This is a genomic window from Streptomyces sp. NBC_00986 (assembly GCF_045162565.1).
GTDB lineage: Bacteria > Actinomycetota > Actinomycetes > Streptomycetales > Streptomycetaceae > Streptomyces.
Genome location: NZ_CP108733.1, coordinates 3,082,185 through 3,102,724, shown reverse-complemented (window position 1 = coordinate 3,102,724; position 20,540 = coordinate 3,082,185). Strand labels below are relative to the sequence as shown.

The following is a 20,540-nucleotide window of genomic DNA, read 5'->3' as shown; positions in this document are numbered from 1 at the left end:
ATGGATCGAGAGGAACTGGAGCTGGAGCGGTGGCGGGCGGCTTTGATGTCCGAGCTGGGGAGTCCGGAGGTCGGGGTGTCCACCAGAGCGCTGCTGGCGATGACATTCGACGATCCGGACCGCGAGCGGGTCGAGACTGTCCTCCTCAACTGCCTGTCTCCTGAAGCCGATCCGCAGATCAGAGCTCTGGCTGTGACCTGCATGGGCCACGTTGGGAGAATCCACAAGGCTGTAAGTGCCGATGTTGTTCGGCGGCTCGAAGAGCTGCTGGATGACGCCGTACTGGGTGGCGTGGCTGAAGACGCCCTTGGTGACATTGGGGACTTCGCCGGTGGAAGCCTGAAGTGAGGCCGGTCCGGCCGGCCCCGATCAGTTCGACGCGCTGGACACCACGCCCCACCGCGCGGGCCCGTAAGTCGGACGGGACCGCCGTGGTGGTCACCCGTTGACCCCCGTGTAGTGGTCCAGACTCCACCGCCACAGCAACCGCGACCCGAGATACGCCAGTACGCCCACGAGCGGTGAGGCCGCCGCCAGCCAGTACGGGACGCCGGTGTCGTGGCCGTGGCCGGTCAGGACGGCGGCCGGGAGGTAGGCGACGAAGGCGAGCGGAAGGGCGTAGGTGAGGAAGCCGCCGACCGCGCGGGGCAGGACGTTGAGCGGGTAGCTGCCGAAGGTGCCGAGGAGGTCCTCCAGCCAGCGGCTCCAGTAGTCCGCCGACGGGAAGCGCAGGGACGCGCCGGCCACGGCCGTGAAGAGGGCCGCCTCCAGGAGCATGCCGCCGAGGAGCGCGGCGATCAGATACGCGATACGGCCCGGCGTCCAGTCCAGGTGGCTGCGGCCGAGCGCGCCGATCATCAGGCCGGTCGCCACCGTGAGGTCGCCGATCGCGTTGGTGGGGAAGTACTCCAGCTGGACCTGGCGGTGGACCGGCATCGGGCGCACCAAGTAGATGTCGACACGGCCCTCCTGGATGTACCGGCCGATGCCGTGCATGCGGCCCAGGAACAGCACCATCAGGCCGTGCGCCATCATCCGCGTCGCAGGGATCAGCAGTACGTCCGAGCTGTCCCAGCCGCCCATCCCGGCGAACCGGGTGAGCAGCACGGTCGCGAACACGATCACCGACACCTGCCACATCGCGCCGATCGCGATCATCAGCAGGAACTCGGTGCGGTACTCCAGCTGGGCACGGAAGTTGAGGCGCGTGATGCGCCATACGATTCGGACGGCTTTCACTCGACTCAACCCCCTTGGGCTACGACTCGACGGGCGGCGCGCCGCCACAGGAACCGGGTGAACAGGGACAGGACCACCACCCACACGGCCTGCAGGGCGAGTTGGGCCCCCGCGTCGGACAACGGGACACGGCCCACGTAGATCGAGAGCGGCACGCTGAGCGTCGCCTGGAACGGCAGGAACCGGCTCATCGTGATGAACCAGTCCGGGAAGAACCACAGCGGCGCGTACACCCCGGACAGCAGGTTCTGCGCGAAGATCAGGATGAGCATCGCGGCGCCGTTGCGGAGCGTCCAGAAGCACAACTGGTCGATGAGGAGCATGACGTAGTGGAGGACGAGCTGGCCGAGCAGCATGCTCAGCGCGAACACCCCTGCCGCGGCAGGTGACTTGGGTGGCTCCACGACCCCGGCCGCGAGGCAGACGACGTAGCCCGTCAGTGCCCAGGCCAGGCCGTACATCTGCTCGCCGAACGCCCGCAGCGCGTAGTAGCGCTGGGGCGGCAGCGGGCGCAGATACCAGTAGATGATCGTGCCGAAGTGCATGTGCTGCAGGACCGTGTCCCGGCCCGCGTACTGGTCCAACTCCCGCAGCCGGGAGGCGAGTACGGCCAGGACGGCGTACGTCACCGCCTGGTCGCGGGTGAGTCCGGCGGTGGCACCGGTGTGGGAGTACAGGCCGCGCCACAGGGACGCCACCAGGACCACCTGCACGGTGAGGCGGAGCAGGGCGGCCGTGATGCGGGGCGGGGCGAGCAGTTCGCCGAGCGGGGTGACGCGGGCGGCGCGCCAGGCGTGCAGGGCGGCCACGTCAGGCCTCCTCGGCCGGCGGTCCGGCCTGGACGTAGGCGGCTCGCATCACGTCCTCCAACTCGGCCTCGTCCATGGCGACTTCGGTCACCTCGTACCGCTCGATGACCTGCTTCAGCGCCTGATGGACGGTCGGTGCGTCGGACCCGTCCGGACCGAACACCACCTGCGGGCCGTCCCGCCGTACGAGTGCGATGCCGGTCAGCGGTACGACCTCGGCGTGTGCGTCGGCGAGGGTCGCGCGGATCTGCCAGGTCGAGCCGAACCTGCGGCGGATCTCGTCGAGGGTGCCGTCCAGGACCAGCCGGCCGTGGTTGATGAGGACGACCCGCTCGGCGAGCCGGGCGACCTCCGTCATGTCGTGCGTGGTCAGCAGGACCGTACGGCCGCGCTCCTCCACCTGGTGCCGCAGGAACTCCCGTACCTGCTCCTTCACGACCACGTCCATGCCGATGGTCGGCTCGTCGAGGAAGACGACCGGCGGATCGTGCAGCAGGGCGGCGGCCAGGTCGCAGCGGACCCGCTGGCCCAGCGAGAGATGGCGGACTCGGGTGTCCCAGAACGCGGACAGTTCGAGGATGTCGTCGAACTCCCGCAGCCGCGCCGTGTGTTGGGCCTTCGGTACCTCGTAGATGTCCCGCAGGATCGCGAACGACTCGCGCACCGGCAGGTCCCACCACAACTGGGTCCGCTGCCCGAACACCGCCCCGATATTACGGGCGTTGCGCTCCCGCTCCTCGTACGGCACCACACCCGCGACCCGGGCCTCGCCGGAGGTGGGCCGGAGGATGCCCGTGAGGATCTTGATGGTGGTGGACTTGCCGGCGCCGTTCGGGCCCAGCAGGGCGAGGAGTTCACCCGGGGCGACATCGAACGTGACGTCGGACACGGCGTGCTTGGGCACGCGCTCCGGGTTGACTAGGGAGCGCAGACCGCCGACGAGGCCCGGCCGCCGTACGGTCGTGTGGAAGGTGCGGGAAAGCCCCCGGACCTCGATGCTGCTCGCGCTCACTGGATCAGCCTTCGGGTGAGCCGGAACAGAGCGTTCATGATGCGGACCTCCTCGTCAGTCTGATCAGGTGGACGGTCGCCAGCAGCGACGCGCCCGACAACACGGTCAACAGCCAGGGCACCGCGTGGATCCCGGAGGCCTGGATCCCGACACCGAGCAGCGGCGGAGCCGCCACCCCGCCGACGTTCGAGGCCGCGATCACCCACGCCCCGGCGCGCCTGGCCCGGGGGAGCGCCGAGTTGAGCCACGACAGCCCCGTCGGGAAAACCGGCGCGATGAACAAGCCAACACCGGCGTACGCCACCGGTGCCACTCCTTTAACCAGCGTCAACAGCAGACACACCGTCATCCCGGCCGCGCACACCGCGAGAATGCGCTCGGGGGCGTGGCGCATCGTGATCGGTACGACGAGGAAGCGGCCCGCCGTCATCATCAGCCAGTACAGCGAGGTCGCGGACGCGGCCACGGTCGCGGTGTAGCCGACCGTCTCCAGATGCGTGGGCTCCCAGCCGCCGACGCCGGCCTCCACGGCCACGTTGAGGATGTAGAGGACGAGGAAGCCGACGAGGACACGCGACAGGCCCAGGGATCTCGGCTTCCCCGTTGCTCTGCCCATCGCTGGTGGAGCGTCAGATACACGTGTACGTACGCCACTTGAGCCCGCGAACACCAGCACTGCCGCCAGCACCGCGCACGCCCCGAACGCGTACGGGTAGTCGTCCGGGCCGAGCCACGCGATGACCGCAGGACCCAGCACCGCACCGATGCCGAAGTGCGCGTTGAGCACGTTCAGCATGGCGGTGGAACGGCCGCCGAAGCCGACGGCGAAGAGTTGGTTGAGGCCGTAGTCGACCCCGCCGAAGCCGAGGCCGCCGAGGAACCCGGCGGCCAGCGCGAGGGGCCAGTTCGGGGCCAGCGCGAAACCCGCGCCGCCCGCCGCCATCAGGCCGTAACCCCACGCCAGCAGTGCCTTGTTGCTGATCCGGGAGTGGATCGCGTTGAAGGCGAGGACACCGGCGACCCCGCCCGTGAAATGCAGGCTCAGGCCGAGACCGGCACCGGCGGGGGAGAGCCCGAACTCGTGGCGCAGGCCAGGGATCGCCGGGCCGTAGAGGGCCTGGAGCATGCCGATGAGGATGAAGCCGACGCAGGACGCGACCGCGGCCGACCGGGTGAAGAGCCGGTCGGCCGCGGGCGAGTTCGTGACTATGCCAGTCAACTGGTCTCCGGGGTTTCCGAGAACACGAAGGAGAACTCGGTGGGTCGGGCGTTCAGGAAGTACTGCGGGAGCGGGCCCGGGCCGCAGGACTGCGAGCCGATGCCGTGCTGGCCGTGGTCGAGGTTCACCCACACGCCCGCGGCGGAGCCGCTGTTGGACGCAGTACCGGGGGTGAGGTCGGTGCGGTGGGTGGCCGCGTCGAGTTGTTCCGTGGTCCAGCGGCGGGCGGTCAACCAGAACTCCGGGTCGCCGTCGATCCGGAGGCCGCCCAGTTCGGCCCAACGGACGTCCGGGCGGGCGCCGTTCTCCTGCGGGCGGAGGTAGGGGGTCTGGAGGTCGTCGACCGTGGACTCCCAACGGCCGAGTATCGAGGCCGACTTGGTGTCGGGGTACCCCTCGCCCGGACCGCCGCCGAACCACCGCACCCGGTCGGCGCTCGCGTCGAGGCCGAACCGGATGCCCAACCTCGGCAGCGGGAAGGTCCAGTTGCCTTCGGGTCCCACGGACACCGTCAGCCGCAACCGTGAACCGTCCGAGGTCCAGCGGTACACCGTGGCGAGCCCGATCTCCCAGGCGGCGGGCGCCACCCGGGTGCGGACGGTCAGCGCGTCCTCGCTCAACTCCACCCCGTCCAGGCGGTGTCGCATCCGGTGCAGGCCGAACTTCCGCCAGAGCAGGCCGAATCGGGTGTCCGGCTGCCAGGGCGCGCCGTCGTCGTTGTCGGTGGGCGCCCGCCATACGTCGAGACGGAGACCGGTGACGTCGACCGCGCCGATCGTCTTCAACTCACCGGTAAGGGCGTCGAAGGAGGCCGGGCCGAGGGTGATCCGCCGCTCCCCGAGCACGGGCCCGGCGACGGCCGAGAGGGACGGCAACGGGCGGGCCGCGACCGGGAATTGGCCCCAGCCGACGACGTGTCCGGCGGGACCCCATGCGGTGTCGGCCACGAGCGACGCCCGTACGGTCCACTGGGATTCGGCGCCGTTGGACTCCCCGGGTGGCGTGGGCAGTTTGACGTCGGCCGACTCGCCGGGCGCGAGTGACGGCACGGCGAGGGTGCCCGACTCGACCGTCTCGCCGTCCACTTGGTACGACCAGGTGAAGGCCAGCGCGGACAGGTCGGCGAAGTCGTACGTGTTGGTGACGCGTACGGTGCCGTCCGCGCCGTCACCGGTGATCCGGACCGGCTCGATCACCTTCTTGTACTCGATCAGGCCGGGGGAGGGCGTGCGGTCCGGGAAGATCAGGCCGTCGCAGACGAAGTTCCCGTCGTGCAGCTCCTCGCCGAAGTCACCGCCGTACGCGAAGCCGAACCGTTCGTCCTTGATGCCGTGGTCGATCCACTCCCAGACGAAACCGCCCTGGAGCCGGTCGTACGACTCGAAGAGGCGCTGGTAGTCGGCCAGTCCGCCGGGGCCGTTGCCCATGGCGTGGGCGTACTCGCAGAGGATGACGGGGAGTTGGCGGCGGCGGTGGGTGCCGCCGTCCAAGCCCCTGCCGATGCGCTCGGCCTCGGCGTGGTCGGCGTACATCCGTGAATAGACGTCCGTGTCACGGCAGTTGATGTCGCCCTCGTAGTGCACGAGGCGTGAGCTGTCGCGGCCGCGGATCCACTCGGACATGGCCGTGAGTCCGCGGCCGGTGCCGGCCTCGTTGCCCAGCGACCAGATGACGATCGACGGGTGGTTCTTGTCGCGCTCCACCATGCGGGCCGCGCGGTCCAGCAGGGCCGGGGTCCAGCGGTCGTCGTCAACGGGGTTGTCGCGCCAGGCCTGTTCGGTGAAACCGTGGGTCTCCAGGTCGCACTCGTCGATGACCCACAGGCCGTACTCGTCGCACAGGCCGAGGAAGTCGGGGTGCGGCGGATAGTGCGAGGTGCGGACGGCGTTGATGTTGTGCCGCTTCATCAGCAGCACGTCCTCCCTCATGGTCTCCAGGTCGAGGGCGCGGCCCTTCTCCGGGTGCCATTCGTGGCGGTTGACGCCCTTGAAGAGGATCGCCTTTCCGTTGACCTTGATCAGGCCGTCGGAGAGTTCGACGGTCCGGAAGCCGATGCGGAGGGGGACGCGTTCGCCCTCGGTGGTGAGCAACCCCTCGTACAGGTACGGGAGTTCTGCCGTCCACGGCTGCACCGGCACGGTGACCGGCTCGCCGGTCGCGACATCGATGTCCAGGGCCGGCACGGTGACCCGTCCGTCGATGTCGGAGTCGACGCGGAGCGTGCCCTGGCCGCCGACGTGGTCGTAGGAGGCGTGCACGAAGAAGTCGAGGGCGCTGCCCGGCGGGCGGTGCAGCAACGTGACGTCACGGAAGATGCCCGGCAGCCACCACTGGTCCTGGTCCTCCAGGTACGAGCCCGCCGACCACTGGTGGACGCGGACGGCGAGGACGTTGCCGCTCGGCTTCAACAGGTGCCCGACCGCGAACTCGTGCGGCAGCCTCGACCCCTTGAACTCGCCGATGTCCGTGCCGTTCAGCCAGACCCGGGCGCAGGACTCGACCCCGTCGAAGCGCAGCACAGCCCCGCCGTCCGAGGGCCACTCGGACGGCAGGTCGAAGACGCGGAGGTGGTCGCCGGTCGGGTTCTCGGTCGGGACGCGCGGCGGGTCGACCGGGAAAGGGTAGAGGTGGTTGGTGTAGATGGGGGAGCCGTACCCCTGCAGGACCCAGTGGCCGGGGACCGTGACCTCGGCCCAGTCCCCGGCGTCGTAGCCCTCCCCGGCGAACGAGTCGTCCTCGGCGTCGGCCGTCGCCGACACACGGAGACGCCAACTGCCGTTCAGTGACAGTGACTTGGCGTCCGAGGACGCATAACGGGCGCGGGGTGGGAGGGCTCCGCTGCCCGGCGAGACGTCTTCGAGGTATTCGGCGGCGGTGCTGGAAGTCATCGGTCTCCAGGTTTTGAGAAGCGGGTGTCAGCCCTTGATGCCGGTCTGCGCGATCCCCTGGACCAGCCAGCGCTGGAGGAAGAGGAACACGAAGACGAGGGGCAGGATGGAAATCGCGGTGGCCATGAAGATCTGGTGGAACACGACGGTCTGGTTGGTCATGTACGAGGACAGCGCGACCTGGACGGTCCATGCCCCCGGGTCCTGGCCGATGACCAGCGGCCACAGGAAGGCGTTCCAGCCGCTGATGAAGGTGATCGTGGCGATCGCGGCGAAGAAGTTCAGCGAGTTGGGCACCACGACCTTCCAGTACGCGCCCCAGTAGCCGAGTCCGTCCACGCGCGCCGCCTCCTCCAACTCCTTGGGGAACCCCAGGAAGTACTGCCGGAAGAGGAAGCAGGTGAAACCACTGAACAGGCCCGGGATGATGAGCCCCCGGTAGGTGTCGACCCAGCCGAGGGACGAGACGAGAACGAAGCTGGGCACGAAGGTGACGGCCGTCGGAACCATCAGGGTGCCAAGGACGAAGTAGAAGATCTTGTTGGAGTGCTTGTACGGGATGCGGGCCAGGGCGTAGCCGGCCAGCGAGCAGATCAGCAGGATGCCCACGGTCATGGAGACGGCGACGACCAGTGAGTTCCACATCGACCGGGCGAAGTCCACCGAGGTGTCGTCGAAGAGGTCGCTGACGTTGCCCCACTGGAGGTGCGTGGGGAAGAACTTCCAGTGCTCCCCGGTGATCTCGGCGTCCGTGGAGAGCGCGTTGCGGACCAGCAGGTAGAACGGGACGAGGAAGAGGAAGGCGGCGACGCCGGTCGCGAGATACAGACCCGTGTTGCCGAGGACGCCGCCGCGCTTCTTGCCGCGCGGCTTCCTCAACTGCGGTGCGGTGGTGGTCACTTGGCCTCCTCCCCTCGGCCGAAGCCCATGAGCTTGCCCTGGAACAGGGTGACGATGACGATCAGCAGGGTCAGGATCACGGCGCCCGCGCTGCCGGCGCCGTAGTCCTGGTTCTCGCCGAGGGCGGTGTAGTACAGCTCGACGAGGGGCGGGCGGCCCCAGGTGGTCTTGGACAGGAGGTTGAAGAACTCGTCGAAGGCCTGGTAGGCGGCGATGAGCAGCAGCAGGACCACCGCGGTGGAGGTCGCCCGCAACTGCGGCAGCGTGATGTACCGGAAGGTCTGCCAGCCGGGCTTGGCGCCGTCGATCGCGGCCGCCTCGTACAGCTCGGCCGGGATGTTCTGCAGTGCCGCCAGGAAGAGGATCATGTAGAAACCGGACTGCAGCCACAGGCGGGCGGTGACGATGACGAACCAGTACCAGGGCGGGCTGGGGTTGGACAGCCAGGCGATGTTCTCGGCCCCGAACCAGCCGATGACCGTGTTCATCAGACCGAAGCGGACGCCGCTGAAGATGGACATCTTCCAGATCAGCGCGGCCGCGACATAGCTGCACGCGGTCGGCAGGAAGAACACCGACCGGAAGAACGCCCGCATGAACCGGAGCCGGTTCACCAGCAGGGCCAGGCCCAGTGACAGCGCCCAGGTGGTGGGCACGATGAACGCGGCGAAGACGGTGAACGTGCCGAGCGAGCCGACGAAGTCGGGGTTCGTCAGCATGTAGGTGTAGTTGTCGAAGCCGACGAACTTGCTCGGTGTGACGGTGAAGCGCGCCTCGAAGAAGCTGAGGTAGATGCTCCAGCCGATGGGGACGTAGACGAAGATCATCAGCCCGGCGAGGAACGGGCCGATGAAGAGCCAGAAGTTGAAGGTGCGGTTGCCCCGCAGACCCCGCCGCGGCTTGGCCGGAGTGGCCTTCGCCGGGGCGGGGCTCGCGAGGTCGCGTGTCGTGGTCGTCGACATGTCCGGTCCGTCCCGGCCTATCCGAAGAGCTTCTTGAGCTCGCGGTTCACGGCCGTGTCGGCCTTGTCGAGCGAGGCCTCCGGGTCACCGCCCTTGCGGACGGAGTTGGCGAAGACGTCCTCCAGCGCGGTGATCATCGCCTGGGTCCAGCCGATGTTGTCGAAGTGGCCGAACTCGTTGAAGAGCTTGACGCCCTCGGCGGGCAGACCGGTCTTGAGCTTGGTGGCCCCGGCGGCGATCGAGGCGCGCGGCGGGATGTGGAAGCCGTAGGAGGTGGCCCAGTCCTCCTGGTCCTTCTTCTGGTCGATCCACAGCCACTTCACGTACTCCTTGGCCGCGTCGACGTTCGCGCCCTTGGCGTTGACGAACATCGACCAACCGCCGTTGTAGACCGACTGCTTGCCGGAGTCGATGGTCTTCGGGAACGGGAAGATCCCGATGTCGTCGCCGAGCGCCTTCTGGAACTGCGGCATCGCCCACATGCCGCAGAACTGGATCGCGCACAGACCCTGGTTGAGGGCGGACGGGTCCCAGTAGTCCGTCGGGGCGTCGAGCAGCAGGTCGCCGCTGGTGAACAGCTTGCGCATCTTCTTGATGCCCTCGATGACGCCCGGCGTGTGGTACGCGATCTCGTTCTTGTCGTTGAGGGTGTCGGCGCCGGCCGACCAGATCATGGGGTTGATGACCGCGTGCAGGTCGTTGCCGATGTAGAGGCCCTTGACCTTGCCGGTGGTGAGCTTCGCGGCGGCCTCGATCAGTTCGTCGAGGGTCTCCGGCACCTTCACGCCGGCCTTCTCGAGGAGGGAGGGCCGGTAGAAGAAGAACTGCGGGTCGTCGATCATCCGGACGCCGTAGATCTTCCCGTCCACCGTGTGCGAGGCGATGTCGGCCGGATTGAAGTCGGACTTGACCGGGTCGATGATGTCGCTCAGGTCGGCCACCTGACCGCTCTTCACCATCTGGATCTGCGGGTGGAACTCGAAGAGGTCGGGAGCGTTCTTGGTGAGCAGCGTGGCGAACAGCTTGCTCTCGTAGTCGCTGCTGGTGATCCACTGCGTGGTCACGTTCGCCTCGGAGTACGCCTTCGCGTAGCGCTTGATGGCCTGTTCCGTCCCGGCCTCGCCGTACGCGTGGAACATCTGGGTGAGCTGCTTGCCCGAACCACCGCTCGCGCCCCGCCCGTTGTTGCCGCCGCAGGCGGCCAGCGTCCCCGCGGCCGCCATCCCTGCGGCCGCCCGGAATATCGATCGGCGGGACCAGTTGCTGTTGCTCATTGCCGACATGGTGACGTCCTTGTCTCTCGCGCGGCTACGGCTCCACGGCTCCACGACTGAGTGGCGGCCAGTGGCTCAATTCGAGGTGCGGTGCGGGACGTTAACCTTCGCCTAAGCCTTCGGCAAGGGGTTGGACGAAGTCTGTTCGAAGCGTTGTGCAGCGTTCGGAATACCGGACGTGACGAAGGCGCGGGCCGCCGTTGAGGCGACCCGCACCCTGCGCTCAGGTGGTCATTACACCTTTGACCAGGCCTCGTTGGCCCCGCCGTTGCAGCTGTAGAGGATCACCTTGCTGCCGTCCGTGGTCGCCTGCCCGCTCACGTCGAGGCACTTCCCGGACGCCTCGCTGAGGATCTGGCCGTTGGCGTTCAGGAGCCATCGTTGGCCCGGGTCGCCGGTGAAATCGGTGGTGGTCGTCAACCCCGAACTCCCCGCCGTCAGATACCCGTTGGCGGTTTTCAGGCCGCCCTTCGCGTCGTACGACCACGTCTGCTCGGCCCCGCCGGTGCAGGTGGCGAGCGCGGCTCCCGAGGTGTCGGCGGTCAGGCACTTGCCGGACTGGTTGCCCTGGAGGGCGCCGGTCACGGCCGAACTCCCGTGTCCCTTATGGCCCTTGCTGCTCTTGCCGGCCTTCTGGTCGAGGACGTACGTCGTGATCGAGCGGGCCGCGAGCGACGCGGACACCGTCGAGCCGCTCACGTCCGGCGCGGCGACCTTCGCCCAGTTCTCCGTGGCCGAGGTGCGGACCGCCTGCGTCGCGCGCACCGGCACCTTGCTGTTGAAGTGCAGATTCAGCGAAGTGGCCGTCGCGTTCTGGTTGTTGACCACGACGACCCACTTGCCGTCCCGGTCGTACGAGCTGACCTCGACACCGCTCGGCGCGCCCGTCACGTTGTGCGCGACGGAGCCCGGAGTGACGAACTTGCTGTACTGGCCGAGCGCGTAGTACCGCTTGGTGAAGTACAGGGTCTGGTTGCCGTTCGTCGCGTAGTCGGGGTCGTAGTAGATCAGCCCGTCGTTCCAGCCGACGTCGTTGCGCGCGGTCGGGTCCGTGCCGTAGCCGCTGGCCAGGGCCACCCACCACTGGAACGCCGAGTCGTGCGAACTGGCGAAGTCCTTGTAGATGATCCGGGACATCAGCAGGGCGTTGTCGATGGTCGGGTCGTACTCCTGGTTCCAGCCCGTGGTGCCCTTGCCGAAGCAGCAGATCTCGGTGGCCCAGGAGGGCTTGCCGACCGTCTTCGCCGTCTCGTAGACGTTGCCCAACTGGCCGTCGTTCGGGTTGTTGTACGTGTGGTGCGCCAGCTTCGACACGTACTGCGCGGTGTCCGGCTGCGCGATCCACTGCGGGACCTCGGTGGAGAAGCTGACGGTGCTGCTCGACTCGTCGGCGATGATCGACGTCTTCTGGTGCCGGGCCCGCTGCTCGGCGCCCAACGCCCGCACGATGTCGTCGCGTTGGTCGACGGTGACCTGCATGCCCTCCTGGCCGCAGTCGCCGAAGTTGTTGTTCGGCTCGTTGAAGGGACTGATGTAGTCGAACTTCGCGCCCTGCTTGGCGAAGTGCGCGGTGACGTCGGCGATGTACTTCGCGTAGTCGCTCTCGTTCTCCGGCTTCAACTGGCCGCCGCAACTCTGCCCGTTGGTCGTCCACTGCGCGGGCGCGCTGTTGACGAAGCCGATCAGGTCCTGCACGCCGTACTGCGCGGCGTACTTCAGGAACGTCTGCCCGCCCTTGTCCTTGCTCCAGTCGTACGTGCCGTCGACGTTGAGGAAGTCCTGCGCCGCGCGGGCCGGAGTGGTGACCGCGGTGCCGCCTCCGCCGATGTTGTAGCGGTACGAGGAGAGGTCCAACCCCTTGGAGGAGAACAGGAGTTGGGCCACCCGGGCCTGGACCGCGGGCGTGAAGTGCTGGAGGTCGTTGACCCACCAGGCGCCGGACGCGCCGATGTTGTCGATGGTCTGGGCCGCGTGCGGGGAGACTTCGGCCGGTGCGACGCCGTCGGCGGTCGCGGACGGCGCGGAGAGCAGGGCCCCGGTGACAGCGAGCGCGGCTGCCGCTGTCGCGAGGATCGTTCTCCTGGGGTGGGGGTGAGTCACGGGCATCCCTTCCGTCGTCATGAAGGTGGTGCGGTACGGCTCCTTGCGATTTTCTTGCCGGGCTGTGCCTTTTTCTGCGAGGGCGCGTCGGTGTCGAGGGCACGACCGTGCTCAGCGCTTCGGGCCTCCGCGCGCTCGTGCCCTCGACACCGACGCGCCCCGCTGCCCGGCCGACTGAAGTGCCCCTTCCAGCGCGAACGTTGCCGCGCCCAGGCACGCCGGGTCGGTGAGAATGGGGGAGAGGACGATCCGGGTGGCGGCGAACGGCCGCCTGAGCGCGTGCCGTTGGACGGCCTCGCGCACCTCGTGCAACAGGGGTTCACCGAGCCTGCGGGCGACCCAGCTGCTGAGCACGACGACTTCGGGGTTGAGGATGTTGACCAGGTTGGCGATGCCGGCGCCGATGTAACGGGCCGTCTCCCGCACGACTTTGAGAGCCACGGGGTCGTTCGCGTCCACGGCGCGGGCCAGGGCGTCGATGGTGGCCGTCTGGTCGTCGGGGTGCAGCAGCGGGCTGCGCGGGCTCAACTCCCGTAGGTTCAGCATGATTCCGGGTGCGCCGACGTACGCCTCCACGCAGCCGTGGTTGCCGCAGCGGCACAGCCGGCCGTCCAGGACGAGCGTCGTATGGCCCCACTCGCCCGCGCTGTTGCTCACCCCCCGGTACAGCGCCCCGCCGAGCGCGAGCCCCGCGCCGACGCCGGTCCCGAGGTTGACCACCACCGCGTCCCCGCGTCCGCGCGCCGCCCCGAACCACATCTCGGCGACCGCGCAGGCGCGCAGCGGATTGTCCAAGTACAGGGGGTAGGCGATGACTTCGGACAGCAGGTCGAGCAACGGCACGTCGTGCCAGTCCCAGTTGGGCGCGTACTCCGAGATGCCGGTGTCGCGGTCGACCTGCCCCGGCACGCTCACCCCGACGCCCAGTACCCGCGCACCCTCGATGCCGGCCTGCGCGACCACCGAGCCGACGGCGGCGGCCACATGGCTCACCACCTGCTCGGGCAGGCTCTCGCCGGGGCGCATGTCCTCGTCGGCGCGGGCCAGCACGTTCAGTCCCAGGTCGAAGAGTTCGACGTGGACGTACGTCTCCGCGATGTCGACGCCGATCAGCGCGCCCCCCGACGCGTTGACCGCCACAAGACCCCGCGGGCGACCCCCCGCCGAGTCCTCGAAACCGACCTCGGTGATCATGCGGAGGTCGAGCAGTTCACCGACGAGCGTGGCCACCGTGGCCAGGCTCAGCCCGGTCGCGGCGGCCAACTCCTGCCGGGAGGTGGGCGATTCGGCGATGATCTGGCGCAGTACCTCGTAGCGGTTCGCGGTTCGGATGTCGCGTGATGTGCGCTTCGGCGGAGTGGCCGCCATCCCTTCCCCCTCGCGTCATGCCGAGGCACGACGGCACCGGCGCGCGGCAAGGCTATGGGCAGCGGGTGACGTTCGACAAGGGGTTAGGAAAGGGGCCATACAAAGTCGCGGCCCAGCCGGTCGCACGGTCAGTCGCCGAGGACGTCCCGGACGAAGGAGTTGGCGAACTTGCCCTCCGGGTCGAGGTCCCGCGCCAGTGCCCCGAAGTCGCCGAGCCGTGGATAGCGCCCGCGCAGCACCGCCGCCGGGGTGGTGAACACCTTGCCCCAGTGCGGCCGCGCGTCGAAGGCATCCAGTGCCTCCTCCAGCCGCCGCACCACGGGCAGCACGCGCTCCGTGTCCTCGATCCAGGTGAAGTGCAGGGCGACCGTGTCCCGCCCGAACGAGGGGCTCATCCACTGAGCGTCGGCGGCGACCGTCCGCACCTCGCAGATCTGCAGTACACCGGCGACCGTCTCCCGGATGCCGTCGACCGCATACAGCGCGTCGAGTGCGGCCGACCGCGGCAACAGGTACTCCGACTGCAGCTCCGCCCCGCTGCTCGGCGTGAACTCAGCCCGGAAATGCGGCAGTCGCTCGTGCCAGGGCCCCGCCACCCCGAGCTGCTCGGTGGTGTTGACCGCGGGCATCCCCGGCACCGGGTGCAGCGCCTCGGTCGCGGGCGCGGCCCACGGGAAGTCGGGTGCCGGCTGGTCGGTGCGCCGCTTCAGCCACACCTGCCCGAAGCGCGGCTCCCGCCAGTCGGTGAACAGACTCACGCTGTACGCCGACGCCGCCACCGTCTCGAAGTCCAGCCCGGCGAGGGGGAGTTCGGTGAAGACGTACTGCTCGACCTCGAAGGCCGGCTCCAGGTCGAGGGTGAGCGAGGTGACGACACCGAGTGCGCCGAGGGAGGTCACGGCACCGTCGAAGCGGTCGTCGCCGCGCGCGATCGTGACCGTGGAACCGTCCGCCGTCACGATCTCGACCTCGCGGACGGCCGACGCGAGCGAACCGTTGCCGACGCCCGAACCGTGCGTGCCGGTCGCCACCGAACCGGCCACCGAGATGTGCGGCAGGGACGCCATGTTGGGCAGCGCGAGCCCGTACCCGTCCACCCGGCGGGCCAGCTCCGCGTACCGGACGCCGCCCGACACCCGTACCGTCCGGGCCGCCGTGTCCACGTCGAACTCGGGCGGCAGCACGGCGATCGACAGCAGGGTGCCGTCGGGGCCCGGCTCGGCGATCTCGTTGAAGGAGTGGCCGCTGCCCAGCACCCGTACCCGCGCGCTCTCGGCCACGAGGGTCCTGAGCGCGTCGAGTGTGCGCGGGCGGTGGAGTTCCTTCGCCGCGTAGGTGATGTTGCCGGCCCAGTTGGTGACCGTCTCCGTCATCCCTGCCGTCCCTCCGGGTTCGTGCGTTCGCGTGTTCTGCCCCAGGGGTCGGTGCGCCACAGCCGGGCGTGGATCAGCCCGACGAGGAGGACTCCTGCTGCTGCCGCAGCATAAGTCGGCAGCGGTTGTGCCTGCGTATCGGTGTAGTGCCAGCAGACGGCGGCGGCGACGATCAGCACCCAGCCGGAGAGGACGTTGGCGGTGGCGGAGGGCCGGAACGGGCCCGGGCTGATCGCCTCGCCGGTGCTGCCCATGACGTAGTACGGGAGGCCGTCCCCCGCGCAGAAACCGGCGGCGAGACCGAGGGCGATGGTACCGATCATGGTGCTCAACTCCTTTGTGGCGGTGGAGTGTTCCTTAGGTCCGGCGCGGTGTTCTTTCGGTTCGGCTCGCCGTCGAGGCCGCTCATGACGAGGTCGACGAGTCGGCGCAGACGGCCGCGGAGGACCTCCGGTGTGCCGTCGGACTGACCGATACCGACGGTCGCGGCGAGCAGGAGCGCGGCGGTCTCGCGGGGTTCGGGAATTCCGGCGAGCAGTTCCACCAGTGCGTCGACCAGCCCGTTCTCGACCGGGGTCAGCCCCATCCCGGCGGCCTCCGAGACCAGTTCCTGCCGGAATCGCGCCTCGGTGACGCCGATCGCCGTCTCCAGCTTCACCGCGAGCACGCCGTAGACCTGGTCGGCCGGTGTCCCCTCGGCGTCGCGGGCGCGGTGGGCGGCGGCCGTCATGAGGTCGGTGACCCGGGCGGCGACGGCTGCGAAGACGTCCTGTTTGTTCGCGAAGTGCAGGTACAGCGCGGGCCGGGACACGCCCGCAGCCTGCGCGAGGAGTTCCATCGAGGTCTGCCGGAAACCGTACCGGCTGAACACGTCGACGGCCGCTGTCACCATGTCGTCCCGCTTGCTCATGCTGACAATTCTGACGAGAAATGTCAGAGGCGTCAATGCTTCGGATTTCGTTGCAGCGATGCCGTGCATGTGCTGTATTCGATAGAGGTATGGCGGTTTATGTACGGCATCGGTAGCCTCCGTGGGTATGACCGATCGCCTCCCGCAGACCGACCTGACCCGGCACCGCCGCCTTGCCGACCAGGGCAGCCTCGACCGTGCCGACCTGGACGCGATCCTCGACGCCGGTTTCGTGTGTCACCTGGGGGTCGTGATCGAGGGGCGTCCGGTCGTAGTCCCCACGGTGTACGGGAGGTACGGGCGGGAGCTGTACTTCCACGGGTCCGTCGCGAGTCGTAGCCTCGCGGGCGGACACCCCGTGTGTGTCACCGTGACGCATGTCGACGGGCTGGTGCTGGCCCGGTCGGTCTTCGAGCACGGGGTGAACTACCGCAGCGCGATGATCCACGGGGTGCCCCGCAAGGTCACCGACCCGGAGGAGAAACTGGCCGGCCTGCGCCGCCTCACCGAACACGCGACGCCCGGCCAGTGGGCGTACGCCCGGCAGCCGAACCGCAAGGAACTCGCGGCCACGACCCTGCTCGCCCTCTCCCTCGAGGAGGCCTCCGTCAAGATCCGCACCGGCGGCCCCGACGACGGCGACGGCCCGGACGCGGACCTGGACGTATGGGCGGGCACCCTTCCACTGACCTCGACCTGGGGCACACCCGTACCGGACCCCGCACTGCCCCCGGGCATCCCGCTACCGGACCACATCGCAAGCCGCGAGGGAACGGGACAGGGCTGACCTGATGGCCCCAACCCCGCCCACCCCCACCCCCTCAGGGGCGCGGGGAACTGCGCGCCCAGCCCCAACGCACCCTCACCCGGCAACCAACCCGAGCCCCCACCTCCGGCCCGCCCGCCCCGACTCCGCCCACCCCCATGCCTTTTAGGGGCGCGGGGAACTGCGCGCCCAGCCCCAACGCACCCTCACCCGGCAACCAACCCGAGCCCCCACCTCCGGCCCGCCCGCCCCGACTCCGCCCACCCCCATGCCCTTAGGGGCGCGGGGAACTGCGCGCCCAGCCCCAACGCACCCTCACCCGGCAACCAACCCGAGCCCCCACCTCCGGCCCGCCCGCCCCGACTCCGCCCACCCCCATGCCTTTTAGGGGCGCGGGGAACTGCGCGCCCAGCCCCAACGCACCCGCACCCCGCAACCAACCCGAGCCCCCACCCCACCCCGCCCGCCCAGCCAAACCCACCCGAACCGCACCACACCGACCCCCCGCTACCTCCGGCCAACCGCCGGAGGCATACCGTGAGGAGTCGTACGCCTGAGCAGGGCGCCTGAGCCGGGAGGAGATACGGGATGGGCAGCCGCACCGCGCTGGTCGAGGATCTGATGGAGCGCTTTCCGCATGTGCCGCGGGAGGCCGTCTTCAAGGAGGACCTGCTGCGCGGAGGTGTCGCCTTCGACCCGTCCGCGCTCAGCGACAACGAGGGCGGTGAGGTGAAGCCGAAGTCGTACTTCATCTTCTCCTTCGACCACGGCACCCTCCCGGAGCTGGGCGAGGCCGCGCTCCGCCGCCCGCCGGAGGAGATCATCCTCACGGGTGGCCCGTACGACCTGCGGCGGACCGTCGTCTCCGTGCGCGTGAACCCGACCTCGCCGTACCGCGTGGCCTCCGACGACGACGGTGTCCTCGGGCTGTATCTCGACGGGAAGCGGATCGCGGACGTCGGGGTGCCGCCGATGCCGGAGTACTACCGGCACAAGCTCGCCAACGGGAAGTCGGTCATGGAGGTGGCCCCGACCATCCAGTGGGGCTACCTGATCTACCTGACCGTCTTCCGGGTGTGCCAGTACTTCGGCGCCAAGGAGGAGTGCCAGTACTGCGACATCAACCACAACTGGCGCCAGCACAAGGCTGCCGGGCGGCCGTACACGGGCGTCAAGGATGTCGAAGAGGTCCTCGAAGCGCTGGAGATCATCGACCGGTACGACACGGCGAAGGTGTCCACCGCCTACACGCTCACCGGCGGCGCGATCACCAAGACCGTCGCCGGGCGCGACGAGGCCGACTTCTACGGCCACTACGCCAAGGCCATCGAGGAGCGTTTCCCGGGGCGGTGGATCGGCAAGGTCGTAGCCCAGGCACTGCCCAAGGACGACGTGCAGCGGTTCAAGGACTACGGGGTGCAGATCTACCACCCCAACTACGAGGTGTGGGACGAGTATCTGTTCAAGCTGCACTGCCCGGGCAAGGAGCGCTACGTCGGCCGCGCCGAGTGGCACAAGCGCATCCTCGACTCCGCGGAGATCTTCGGCGCACGCAACGTGATCCCCAACTTCGTTGCGGGGGTGGAGATGGCGGAGCCGTTCGGTTTCAAGACCGTCGACGAAGCGATCGCGTCCACCACCGAGGGGCTGCGCTTCTTCATGTCGCAGGGCATCACGCCCCGCTTCACGACCTGGTGCCCGGAGCCCACCACCCCGCTGGGCAAGGCCAATCCGCAGGGCGCTCCGCTGGAGTACCACATCCGTCTGCTGGAGGCCTATCGCGCGACGATGGAGGACTTCGGCCTCAAGTCCCCGCCCGGATACGGCGAGCCGGGTCCCGGCCGCGCGGTCTTCTCCGTCAGCTCCTTCATGGACAGTCTCCCCGCCGAGCCCGCCGAGGAGCCCGCGCCTTTGTAAGGTAACGGTGTGGCCAACTCCTGCGACGGGTGAGCCGGGAGAGGCTCGGACACGTACAACTGCACAGAGGCGACTGACAGTCACCGTAATTGAATACGCGGCTTGTCAGTTGTGTGGGATGCGTGAAAGGCTCTGGCCCTGTCACGAGGCAGCCCCCCTCCAACTTGCTTACTGTCAGAGCTAGTTGGCCGTCATTCGTGGATGCAGGAGACCCATGCCCGACCTGCCGACTCCCCAGGACGCCGCTGAGGCAGCGCTGTTCACCGAGAGCTGGGACGCCGTGCTGTCCTACGCCGACCTGTGCACGTCCGGAGCCGCCTCGGCCACCGAACTGGCCGGCGAGGCCTTCGCACTTGGCATCCAGGAGGCCCGTTCCGCCGGGTCCGGTCCGATGCGCGGCCCGGCCCGCCGGGTGCTGCCGGTGATACCGCTGCTGCTCACCGCCGTACGCACCACGGCGGCCACCTGGGAGCTCGCCGGGCGGGGGCACCGGCTCGACCCGGACCTGCGACTGTGGCTCAACTCGGAGAAGGCGGCCCGCTATCACGGCATGCCGTTGCAGCGCCCGATCGCGCTGCGCGGGCTGCGGGATCTCCAGGAGGCGGACGCGGCGCTGCTGTGGCTGGCCGAGGTGGAGGCGCTGCCGCTGACCGTCGTGGCCCGCCGGCTCAGCCTCGACCCGGCGGTCGTCTCCAGTGAACTCGCCCAGGTGCGGGCCCTGTTCAGGGACCGCTGCCACCGCAACCACCTCGACTCACCGATGGACGCGGAGTGCCGCAGCTACGCCCGGCTGCTGGACGCGGTGACCCGTTCACCGGCCGCCGACACACCCGAGGACCTCTCACGGCACCTCGCCACCTGTGTGCAGTGCGCGGAAGCGGCCGCCTGTCTGCGCCTCGCGGGCGGCGGACTGCCCGCGGCCCTCGCGGGCGGGGTGATCGGCTGGGGCGGGCTCGCCTATCTGGAGCGCCGCCGCCGGGCCGCCGAGGTCCGGCTGGGCGCGGGGCGTCCCGTGGCCGAACTCGAGGCCGGGGAGCCGAAGGAGGGCGCGAGCAAGGCGCGCCTCGTACGCAACAGTCTGCTCGCCGCGGCCGTCCTGCTGTCCCTGGTGGCACTCGGGGTGTCGATGATGCCGATGGGCGGCTCCGGGCACGACAACGCGGCCAGCGACGACGCCGACAGTCAGCCGGTGGGGGATCCCGCCCCCACCCTGTCGTCCATCGGCGCCCACCCGCCGGGCACGGCCTCGTCGTCGGCCCGGCCCAGGGCGAGCGGTACGGCGACCGAATCCGGGGACAAGAACCCCGACACGGAACCCCAGGGCACCGCCTCTGCCACGGCGAGCAACTCACCTGACCCCACGAGGAGTTCGGGCTCGGGTACGGGCTCCGGGTCGGGTTCGGGTACGACCACGCCGGCGAGCTGCGACGTCACCTACGACCTCGTCAACCAGTGGCCCGACGGCTTCCAGGCCGCCGTCACCGTCACCACCACCAAGGCCCTCGACACCTGGCGGGTCGCCTGGTCCTACCGCGACGGCCAGCAGGTCACCCAGATGTGGGACGCGAGCGTCGCCCAGGACGGCTCCCGGGTCACCGCCACCGCCGCCGACTACAACAAGAACGTCGCCGCGGACGGCAGCTTCACCTTCGGCTTCCTCGGCACGTGGAACAACAGCAAGAACTCGGCGCCGTACGGCTTCACGCTCAACGGCGCGGCCTGCAGCAACTAGCCCTGCCCGTACGGCTGTCACCCGCCCCGGCGCGATCTCTGCGCGCTCCGGGCGGGTGACGGCCGTAGAAG

At 69.1% G+C, this 20,540-nt stretch carries 17 protein-coding genes; 4 read left to right on the top strand and 13 right to left on the bottom strand.

The features are described from left to right. Entirely contained in the window at positions 1 to 348 is a 348-nt protein-coding gene (locus tag OG504_RS13545; RefSeq protein WP_405990049.1) for a hypothetical protein, read from the top strand. A 90-nt stretch (positions 349 to 438) separates the two neighbouring features. On the opposite strand, the gene OG504_RS13540 is transcribed toward OG504_RS13545, so the two are convergent. From OG504_RS13540 to OG504_RS13480, 13 genes are all read right to left on the bottom strand, one after another. Beyond that, positions 439 to 1,239 carry an ABC transporter permease gene (locus tag OG504_RS13540; RefSeq protein WP_405990048.1) on the bottom strand — a complete coding sequence of 267 codons (801 nt, stop codon included), beginning with the start codon at positions 1,237 to 1,239 and terminating at the stop codon, positions 439 to 441. 5 nt (positions 1,240 to 1,244) lie between these two features. Further along, positions 1,245 to 2,048 (bottom strand): ABC transporter permease, encoded by an 804-nt coding sequence (locus OG504_RS13535; RefSeq protein ID WP_405990047.1) that lies wholly within the window; start codon positions 2,046 to 2,048, stop codon positions 1,245 to 1,247. A 1-nt stretch (position 2,049) separates the two neighbouring features. Further along, positions 2,050 to 3,060 carry an ATP-binding cassette domain-containing protein gene (locus tag OG504_RS13530; protein ID WP_405990046.1) on the bottom strand — a complete coding sequence of 337 codons (1,011 nt, stop codon included), beginning with the start codon at positions 3,058 to 3,060 and terminating at the stop codon, positions 2,050 to 2,052. A gap of 34 nt (positions 3,061 to 3,094) precedes the next feature. After that, complete coding sequence (locus OG504_RS13525) at positions 3,095 to 4,279, bottom strand: MFS transporter (RefSeq protein ID WP_405990045.1); 1,185 nt, start codon at positions 4,277 to 4,279, stop codon at positions 3,095 to 3,097. Continuing rightward, positions 4,276 to 7,167 (bottom strand): glycoside hydrolase family 2 TIM barrel-domain containing protein, encoded by a 2,892-nt coding sequence (locus OG504_RS13520; RefSeq protein WP_405990044.1) that lies wholly within the window; start codon positions 7,165 to 7,167, stop codon positions 4,276 to 4,278. Before OG504_RS13520 ends, OG504_RS13525 begins: the two co-directional genes overlap by 4 nt. 27 nt (positions 7,168 to 7,194) lie before the next feature. Continuing rightward, a complete protein-coding gene (locus OG504_RS13515) occupies positions 7,195 to 8,067 on the bottom strand; it encodes a carbohydrate ABC transporter permease (protein ID WP_405990043.1) in 873 nt (290 codons plus the stop codon). Beyond that, positions 8,064 to 9,029: a carbohydrate ABC transporter permease gene (locus tag OG504_RS13510; RefSeq protein WP_405990042.1), complete on the bottom strand. Its 966-nt coding sequence runs from the start codon at positions 9,027 to 9,029 to the stop codon at positions 8,064 to 8,066. Before OG504_RS13510 ends, OG504_RS13515 begins: the two co-directional genes overlap by 4 nt. A gap of 17 nt (positions 9,030 to 9,046) precedes the next feature. Continuing rightward, a complete protein-coding gene (locus tag OG504_RS13505; RefSeq protein ID WP_405990041.1) occupies positions 9,047 to 10,312 on the bottom strand; it encodes an ABC transporter substrate-binding protein in 1,266 nt (421 codons plus the stop codon). Between the two features lie 225 nt (positions 10,313 to 10,537). Further along, positions 10,538 to 12,409, bottom strand: a complete 1,872-nt coding sequence (locus OG504_RS13500; protein ID WP_405990040.1) for a glycoside hydrolase — start codon at positions 12,407 to 12,409, stop codon at positions 10,538 to 10,540. Positions 12,410 to 12,514: 105 nt separating this feature from the next. Further along, positions 12,515 to 13,771: an ROK family transcriptional regulator gene (locus OG504_RS13495; protein ID WP_405990039.1), complete on the bottom strand. Its 1,257-nt coding sequence runs from the start codon at positions 13,769 to 13,771 to the stop codon at positions 12,515 to 12,517. A 128-nt stretch (positions 13,772 to 13,899) separates the two neighbouring features. Then, positions 13,900 to 15,144, bottom strand: coding sequence for an FAD-binding protein (locus OG504_RS13490; protein ID WP_405990038.1), 1,245 nt, complete (start codon positions 15,142 to 15,144; stop codon positions 13,900 to 13,902). After that, positions 15,141 to 15,467 (bottom strand): hypothetical protein, encoded by a 327-nt coding sequence (locus OG504_RS13485; protein WP_405990037.1) that lies wholly within the window; start codon positions 15,465 to 15,467, stop codon positions 15,141 to 15,143. The genes OG504_RS13490 and OG504_RS13485 overlap by 4 nt, the downstream gene beginning before the upstream one ends. 5 nt (positions 15,468 to 15,472) lie before the next feature. Further along, the gene (locus OG504_RS13480) at positions 15,473 to 16,054 is read right to left on the bottom strand and encodes a TetR/AcrR family transcriptional regulator (RefSeq protein ID WP_405990036.1); all 582 of its coding nucleotides are present in this window, start codon (positions 16,052 to 16,054) and stop codon (positions 15,473 to 15,475) included. 127 nt (positions 16,055 to 16,181) lie between these two features. Between OG504_RS13480 and OG504_RS13475 the strand changes: the two genes are divergently transcribed. The 3 genes from OG504_RS13475 (at position 16,182) to OG504_RS13465 (ending at position 20,469) form a co-directional block, all read left to right on the top strand. Next, on the top strand, positions 16,182 to 16,841 hold the full coding sequence (locus OG504_RS13475; protein WP_405990035.1) for a pyridoxamine 5'-phosphate oxidase family protein: 660 nt from the start codon (positions 16,182 to 16,184) through the stop codon (positions 16,839 to 16,841). A gap of 567 nt (positions 16,842 to 17,408) precedes the next feature. Continuing rightward, the gene (locus OG504_RS13470) at positions 17,409 to 18,737 is read left to right on the top strand and encodes a radical SAM protein (protein ID WP_405990034.1); all 1,329 of its coding nucleotides are present in this window, start codon (positions 17,409 to 17,411) and stop codon (positions 18,735 to 18,737) included. A 214-nt stretch (positions 18,738 to 18,951) separates the two neighbouring features. Then, positions 18,952 to 20,469 carry a cellulose-binding domain-containing protein gene (locus OG504_RS13465; RefSeq protein WP_405990033.1) on the top strand — a complete coding sequence of 506 codons (1,518 nt, stop codon included), beginning with the start codon at positions 18,952 to 18,954 and terminating at the stop codon, positions 20,467 to 20,469. The last annotated feature ends 71 nt before the right edge of the window (positions 20,470 to 20,540 follow it).

Excerpts from the sequence above, each read along its gene's own strand:
- OG504_RS13510 (WP_405990042.1), bottom strand. The coding sequence starts at position 9,029 with ATGTCGACGACCACGACACGCGACCTCGCGAGCCCCGCCCCGGCGAAG.
- OG504_RS13465 (WP_405990033.1), top strand. The coding sequence starts at position 18,952 with ATGCCCGACCTGCCGACTCCCCAGGACGCCGCTGAGGCAGCGCTGTTC.
- OG504_RS13475 (WP_405990035.1), top strand. The coding sequence starts at position 16,182 with ATGACCGATCGCCTCCCGCAGACCGACCTGACCCGGCACCGCCGCCTT.
- OG504_RS13490 (WP_405990038.1), bottom strand. The coding sequence starts at position 15,144 with ATGACGGAGACGGTCACCAACTGGGCCGGCAACATCACCTACGCGGCG.
- OG504_RS13495 (WP_405990039.1), bottom strand. The coding sequence starts at position 13,771 with ATGGCGGCCACTCCGCCGAAGCGCACATCACGCGACATCCGAACCGCG.
- OG504_RS13485 (WP_405990037.1), bottom strand. The coding sequence starts at position 15,467 with ATGATCGGTACCATCGCCCTCGGTCTCGCCGCCGGTTTCTGCGCGGGG.
- OG504_RS13505 (WP_405990041.1), bottom strand. The coding sequence starts at position 10,312 with ATGTCGGCAATGAGCAACAGCAACTGGTCCCGCCGATCGATATTCCGG.
- OG504_RS13480 (WP_405990036.1), bottom strand. The coding sequence starts at position 16,054 with ATGAGCAAGCGGGACGACATGGTGACAGCGGCCGTCGACGTGTTCAGC.
- OG504_RS13520 (WP_405990044.1), bottom strand. The coding sequence starts at position 7,167 with ATGACTTCCAGCACCGCCGCCGAATACCTCGAAGACGTCTCGCCGGGC.
- OG504_RS13545 (WP_405990049.1), top strand. The coding sequence starts at position 1 with ATGGATCGAGAGGAACTGGAGCTGGAGCGGTGGCGGGCGGCTTTGATG.
- OG504_RS13500 (WP_405990040.1), bottom strand. The coding sequence starts at position 12,409 with ATGCCCGTGACTCACCCCCACCCCAGGAGAACGATCCTCGCGACAGCG.
- OG504_RS13470 (WP_405990034.1), top strand. The coding sequence starts at position 17,409 with ATGGGCAGCCGCACCGCGCTGGTCGAGGATCTGATGGAGCGCTTTCCG.